The sequence below is a fragment of the Acinetobacter sp. UBA2063 genome (assembly GCF_002333245.1).
Lineage (GTDB): Bacteria > Pseudomonadota > Gammaproteobacteria > Pseudomonadales > Moraxellaceae > Acinetobacter > Acinetobacter parvus.
Genome location: NZ_DDAH01000066.1, coordinates 1 through 6,180 on the forward strand (window position 1 = coordinate 1; position 6,180 = coordinate 6,180).

5 protein-coding genes are annotated in these 6,180 nt (G+C 40.5%); 4 read left to right on the forward strand and 1 reads right to left on the reverse strand.

Translation table 11 applies throughout. From position 1 onward, the window contains the following. Positions 1-39 precede the first annotated feature (39 nt). The 4 genes from B4H32_RS03135 to B4H32_RS12750 all read left to right on the forward strand — a co-directional run bounded on the left by B4H32_RS03135 (position 40) and on the right by B4H32_RS12750 (position 5,267). Positions 40-2,688 (forward strand): sensor histidine kinase, encoded by a 2,649-nt coding sequence (locus tag B4H32_RS03135; protein ID WP_004682289.1) that lies wholly within the window; start codon positions 40-42, stop codon positions 2,686-2,688. 27 nt (positions 2,689-2,715) lie between these two features. Then, positions 2,716-3,429 carry a response regulator gene (locus B4H32_RS03140; RefSeq protein WP_004679618.1) on the forward strand — a complete coding sequence of 238 codons (714 nt, stop codon included), beginning with the start codon at positions 2,716-2,718 and terminating at the stop codon, positions 3,427-3,429. Positions 3,430-3,625: 196 nt separating this feature from the next. Beyond that, positions 3,626-5,041, forward strand: a complete 1,416-nt coding sequence (locus tag B4H32_RS03145) for a glutamine synthetase family protein (protein ID WP_004679616.1) — start codon at positions 3,626-3,628, stop codon at positions 5,039-5,041. A 10-nt stretch (positions 5,042-5,051) separates the two neighbouring features. Further along, positions 5,052-5,267 carry a hypothetical protein gene (locus B4H32_RS12750; protein ID WP_004679615.1) on the forward strand — a complete coding sequence of 72 codons (216 nt, stop codon included), beginning with the start codon at positions 5,052-5,054 and terminating at the stop codon, positions 5,265-5,267. Between the two features lie 45 nt (positions 5,268-5,312). Here the strand turns inward: B4H32_RS12750 and B4H32_RS03150 are convergent, their stop codons facing one another. Then, positions 5,313-6,092 (reverse strand): TorF family putative porin, encoded by a 780-nt coding sequence (locus tag B4H32_RS03150; RefSeq protein WP_004679614.1) that lies wholly within the window; start codon positions 6,090-6,092, stop codon positions 5,313-5,315. Positions 6,093-6,180 lie beyond the last annotated feature (88 nt).

Here is a 6,180-nt window from a genome sequence, read left to right on the forward strand (position 1 = left end):
TAAAAACATCTTTTAAAGCAATAAATAAAGATTACTTCTATGACTGATCCACGAACCAATAAAGCCGATGTTTTGCTGCAACATACACAGCGTTATCAGTCTGGGCGGCTGACGATTTTTTTAGGCGCAGCTCCGGGCGTGGGAAAGACCTTTGCCATGCTGGTTCGTGCGCATGAACTGGCGCTGCAGGGTATTAATATCGTCATTGGCTATGTAGAAACGCATGGCCGTAGAGAAACTGAAAATTTAATTTCTGGTTTAGATATAATTCCGCGCAAGGCTATTGAATATCAAGGGCAGCATCTGGAGGAAATGAATCTAGATGCCGTTTTGGATAAAAAGCCCAGTATTGTTTTGGTGGATGAATTTGCCCACACTAATATGCCCGGCAGCCGTCATGAAAAACGCTGGCAAGACATCAATGAATTATTAGATGCTGGTATTGATGTTTTTACCACCATGAACATTCAGCATTTGGAAAGTTTGAATGATGTGGTATATCAAATCACTGGGATTCGTGTCACTGAAACCGTGCCAGACCGGGTGTTCGAACGGATTAGAGATATCCGCTTAATTGATTTGCCTGTGAATGAGCTGTTGGAGCGCTTAAACCAAGGGAAGGTTTATGTGCCTGAGCAGGCGGAACAGGCCTTACAGCGATTTTTCAACAGCTCCAACTTAACGGCACTGCGTGAACTGGCAATGCAAACCGTTGCCAATTATGTTGATAATGATGTACGCGAAAATTTCGCCATTCAAGGGCTTGCTCAAATCCCCTTAAAAAATCATGTCTTAATTATGATTGATGGCAAAGGGCATTCTGAAGCTTTAGTTCGGACTGGATGCCGTATTGCCGAGCATCGTGCGGCAAAATGGACGGTTGTTGCTTTTTCTCATGATACGCAAATCATGAATAAACAGGAAAACTCGCAAAGCCGTGAAATTGAACGGGCTTTAAACTTAACGCGTCAAATGGGTGGAATGACAGAAGTCCTTCACGGCCAGCAACATGCTAAAACTTTATTTGATTATGTGATGGACCGCGGCATTTCAACCTTGGTTTTAGCACAAGCGGCTCCGCAAAAGTTTTCGCTGAATTTAAGGCTCAATTTGATTGATCAATTACTGCAATACCGGCCCAGTTTTGAACTCAGTATTGTGCCGATTATTGCAGAGAATAAGCATCTGTCCTTTTTCACTCAAAGGGCATTCTTGTCGCTGAGAGAAATACAGTACGTACTAGCCACCACGGTCATCAGCATTGTGATTGCAAGCTTAGGGGAAAAGTATTTAGGGATTGAAGATCTTTCGGTGATTTTTATCACCGCTGTGGTTTTTGTGGCATCAAAAACACGGATGCTGGCTGCAGCTTTTTCAGCCATCCTATTCTTTCTAGCTTATAATTTTTTCTTTATTTCCCCGCAATTTACATTTCAGATTTCTGCACATCAGGGGATTGTCACCGTGATTGCATTTTTGGGCGCGGCTTTAATTTCGAGCCGATTAGCGTCACGTTTGAAAGAGCAGGTGACTGCACTCAAAACGGCGAACAGTTATAACAGCATTATGCAGGATTTAGGGCAGAAGCTGTCCACAGCATTAGATTTGGCACAAATCAAGGAGATTGCTGAACATAGCCTGAGTAAAAATCTCAATGCAGATGTCTGGCTGTATTTCCCAGATACTGCAGCAACTCAAGCATCATCCACTATCATGAGTAATAAAGAAAAAATTTCAGCCGATTGGACATTCAAAAACCATCAACCGTCCGGTCGCTTTACCCAAACCTTGACGGAAAATGAGTGGTGGTTTTTGCCCTTATTGGCTTCCAAGCAATGCTTAGGCGTGGTGGGGTTGAAACTTAAAGATGTGCAAGCAGTAATCAATACGGAGCAAAAACAGCTCGCTGAACTCATGGTAGAGTATCTTGCGCAGGCGATTTTCCGCACCCAGCTGACCAAGGCTTTGGAAATAGCCAATGTGAATTCTGAAACGGAAAAATTGCGCTCGGCATTATTATCATCCGTATCGCACGATTTACGCTCGCCTTTGGCGTCGATGATTGGAGCAGCGGATACTTTGAGCACTTACCGCCATTCCATGAATGAAAATGATCAGGACAGCTTGCTGGAAGCGATTCATTTAGAGGGGGAACGTTTAGACCGCTATATTCAAAACCTACTGGATATGACCCGTTTAGGCCATGAAGGCTTAAGCTTGAAGCGGGACTGGATTGGAGTTGATGAACTGATCGGTTCAGCAGTGCGCCGTTTAAACCGTTATATGCCAGATGCATTGGTTGAAGTGCATGCGCCTCAAGAATCTTTGAGTTTATTTGTACATGCCGCCTTGATTGAACAGGCCATTTTTAATGTACTGGAAAATGCCGCAAAATTTTCACCAGAGAATAAAGCTGTGATGATTGAGGTGCAGCAGGTGAATGAAAATGAGATCGAAATTGCCATAACTGATAAGGGGCAGGGTATTCCAGAAGATGAGCGTGAACGCATTTTTGACATGTTTTATACCATGCAGCGCGGTGACCGCGGGCAATATGGTACAGGCTTGGGCTTGACGATTGTGAAAGCGATTGTGGGTGCGCATATGGGGAAAATCATGGCATCATCAGGCAAGAACAATCAAGGAACATGTATCCGCATAAAGCTTCCTATTCAGCAAATTACTTAAAGCATCTAGCAGCTTTTAGGTGGGAAAATGCCAGAACAGAATGAATCAGCCAGCTCCATGACCAATGTCTTGATTATTGATGATGAAAATCAGATTCGAAAATTCTTGGATATAGCACTCAGAGCGCAAGGCTATAAAACGCTTTTGGCTGAAAATGGCCAAAAGGGTTTGGAACTCCTAGCTTTGCAAGGCGCGGATTTAGTGATCCTCGATTTGGGTTTGCCAGATTTGGATGGTTATGAGGTTTTGTCTGAGCTTCGCACATGGTCGCACGTTCCAGTGATAGTGCTGTCTGTGCGGGCAAATGAAGAAGAAAAAGTGAAGCTTCTGGATGCTGGCGCAAATGATTATGTTACCAAGCCGTTTAGTGTTCAGGAGCTGATGGCGCGCATTCGTGTACTGCTTAGGCAGCACCAACATAGTACTGTTTATACGGCAATTTTTGATGATGGCGTATTAAAAATCGATTTTTCCAAACGGCAGGTTTTTTTAAATCAACAATTGCTCTCCTTAACACGCAAAGAATATCAGCTGCTGAATTTATTGGCGAAAAATAAAGGCCAATTGATTACCCAGCCGCAAATACTGAAAGAGCTGTGGGGGGCAACGCACCAAGAAGATACGCATTATTTAAGGATTCTGGTAGCTAAATTAAGAGTGAAGTTAAATGATAATGCTGTGCAGCCTAAATATATTATTACTGAACCGGGAGTGGGTTTGCGATTTTTGAAGATTTATTAATATTAAATATGCCATTTATTTTACATGAGTCTATTGTTATTTTTATGTTTTAACTTATTTTAAATTAGCTTTTTCGTGGTTTTAATAGTTTAAAAAATAATCATATTAGTTGGGTGCTTTTTTACGGTTTATTTACGTTACATTCGGTAGAACTTGTTTTATTTTGATCATTGTTAATATTTAACAGGACAAAATAATGAGTAATTTACTCATGGCTAGACATAATATAGCTGACGAAGAAGCGGTCCCTGAATCCATGCCATCTGCGCGTCAATGCTGCGATATTGAAGATATTCTATTTTCAGAAGAAATCGAAAACTATCTGCAGCGCTATCCCAATACCCGTCATGTTGAGATTTGCCTGCACGATCTGAATGGTCATGTCCGCGGCAAGCGCATAGATATTGTAGGTCTAAAAAATATTGCACAAGGCTGTTATTTCCCAATGTCTATTTATGCCATGAGTCTTGATGGAGAAGTGATTGAAGAATCGGGTTTAGGAAAATCGATCGGTGAGCCGGATTATTTATGTAAACCTATATTGGGAAGCCTGCAGCCATGCGCTTTAAATCCAGAGTCCAAGGCACAGTTATTCCTAACCATGAAAGATGACAATCATCAAGATTGCGAAGTTGAACCGCGCAATATTTTAAAAAAAAGTTTAAGAGCGCTGCATGATCAAAACTTTTATCCTTGCATGGCCGTAGAATTGGAGTTTTATTTATTTGACAGCAATGAAAAATCTGGCTCCAATCAGATTTATTTAAATCAATGTTTTGATGTGAATGCGCAAGATAAATATCAAGACGTTCTGGATGAAATTGAACGGATTGCCCTTTTGCAGGGGATTCAGATTACAGGCTTAGTCTCGGAATCATCTTCCGGGCAATACGAAATTAATATTCAGCATAGCGGTGATATTTTGAAGCTATGCGATCAGATCATGATGCTAAAGCGCACCATTAAGCAAGTCGCTGTAGAACATGGGTTACATGCAAGCTTTTTGGCTAAGCCTGATCTGAATAAAGCGGGCAGCGGCATGCACTTTCACATGAGTTTGTTAAATCAAGACCAGCAGAATATTTTCAGCATGAAGCAGAATCCTTTACCGTCACGGCAATTATTAAAGGCGATCAGCGGGCTGATAGTCTTGCTGCCGCCGTCCATGGCCGTGCTTGCCCCGAATGTAAACTCATTCCGCCGGTTTAAAGCTGGAAACCATGTGCCCTTAGAAGCTAATTGGGGCGTGAATAACCGCAATGTGGCCATTCGCATACCATGTTCGGACAATGAAAATCAACGCTTGGAATATCGTGTTGCAGGTGCGGATTGCAATCCTTATTTAACTGCAGCCCTGATTTTGATCGGCACACTGCATGGGTTGACACAGAATCTGGAAATTCCACAGCAAGCCACTCAGATAAAAAATAAACATCAGCCGCACTTTTTAAGTACGAATCAGCTGGATGCTTTAACATTTTTTCACCGGAATACTGTTTTGCAAAAATATCTCGGCAAAAGATTTATGGAATTATGGTGTGCAGTTAAACGTGCTGAGCATCAGTATATGTACAGCCAAATTACTTTGATCGAACAACATTGGGATATTTAACTTCTTAAAAATGTATAACACGATAAATAATGAACATGATGCTAGAAATCAGAAGCTCAATGAAGAATTGTATTTGAAGTATAGTTTACAGGAAATTGATTCTGACATTTTAGTAAAGAAATACCAGTATGCGTCAAAAAGTATGAAAAAAATAATTCATACTATTTTTAAAGAAAGAGGTTTTAATCGAAGTGAGATAGATCATATATTGAAATTACTCAAGTAAAATAATTATGCCAATAGTATTGCTGATACTATTGGCATTTAACTTTTAAAAAGATTTAGTCAGGGTGAATACTGCTTCAGTTTTTACCCCTTTTTTATTTTGACTTGTAAAGTCTTTGGTTTTTAAATTACTACCAAACGCTGCTAATTCTGCATTTATTCCCATTGGGTTATAGCGGTAAGTTGCACCAATTTTCCAATCAAAAAAATGGTCTTTTGCTTCAGAACCATAAATGTCCTGATTTGCTTTGGAATAACCTAAGCTAACATTTGTGCCAAAATTAGTTTGAGCAATCGGTGTAGCATATAAGACATTAAAATACCAATTTGAGATATCTTTACCTATACTGTCACTGGCAGCTTTGCCGCCATAGTTATAGGTATAGCTTATGCTTGGTGTAAAGCTATCGTTCTGATGCAGCAACGCATTAAAGATCATTTTGAAATAGTATTCATTATAATTTAAATCGCTGTTGCCGATGTAATTGTAGCGCAGCATGCCAAGATCAACTGCAGGATGGATTGAACCTAGCGCGATTGGCGCTGTATAGCCGATCTGGGGATCCAGTTCTAAATTTACTTCGTCATCAAAATCAACATTCGATGCAAATGCAGCAAGATAAAATCCTGAAGCATGGCTTAAAACAAAGTTTCCCTGCAAGGCCGGATCATTCTGGGTTTGCGTTTGGCCGCGCCAGCGGTAGTCGCTGGCCAATGATACATTACCTGAAAAGCTTAAAGCGGGAGAGCTTTCATCTCCAGTAGCAAAAGCATAACTTGAATAGAGCGGTATAAGGCTAAAAAGTAGATGGTATAATTTTTTCATAACACTTTAAATTAGTAGTCATTGAAGTAATGTATGTTAAGGTTTAATTTATTGATATATAATAAAATTATCGTAAATTTTGCGTAAA